Below are 231 nucleotides of genomic sequence, written 5' to 3'. Positions count from 1 at the left end.
CTCCCCACGCTTTCGTGCATGAGAGTCAGTCTTTGTCCAGGGGGCCGCCTTCGCCACCGGTATTCCTTCAGATCTCTACGCATTTCACAGCTACACCTGAAATTCTACCCCCCTCTACAAGACTCTAGCTTGCCAGTTCGAAATGCAATTCCCAGGTTTAGCCCGGGGCTTTCACATCTCGCTTAACAAACCGCCTGCGCACGCTTTACTCCCAGTAATTCCGATTAAAGC

At 52.4% G+C, this 231-nt stretch carries 1 rRNA gene; it reads right to left on the bottom strand.

Going from position 1 to position 231, the window contains the following annotated elements:
• Positions 1-231 (bottom strand): 16S ribosomal RNA (locus L9G74_RS22165); the annotation flags it as partial.

It is taken from the genome of Shewanella electrica (assembly GCF_022321485.1).
Classification (GTDB): Bacteria; Pseudomonadota; Gammaproteobacteria; order Enterobacterales; family Shewanellaceae; genus Shewanella; species Shewanella electrica.
This window is presented reverse-complemented; position numbering and strand designations above follow the sequence as displayed.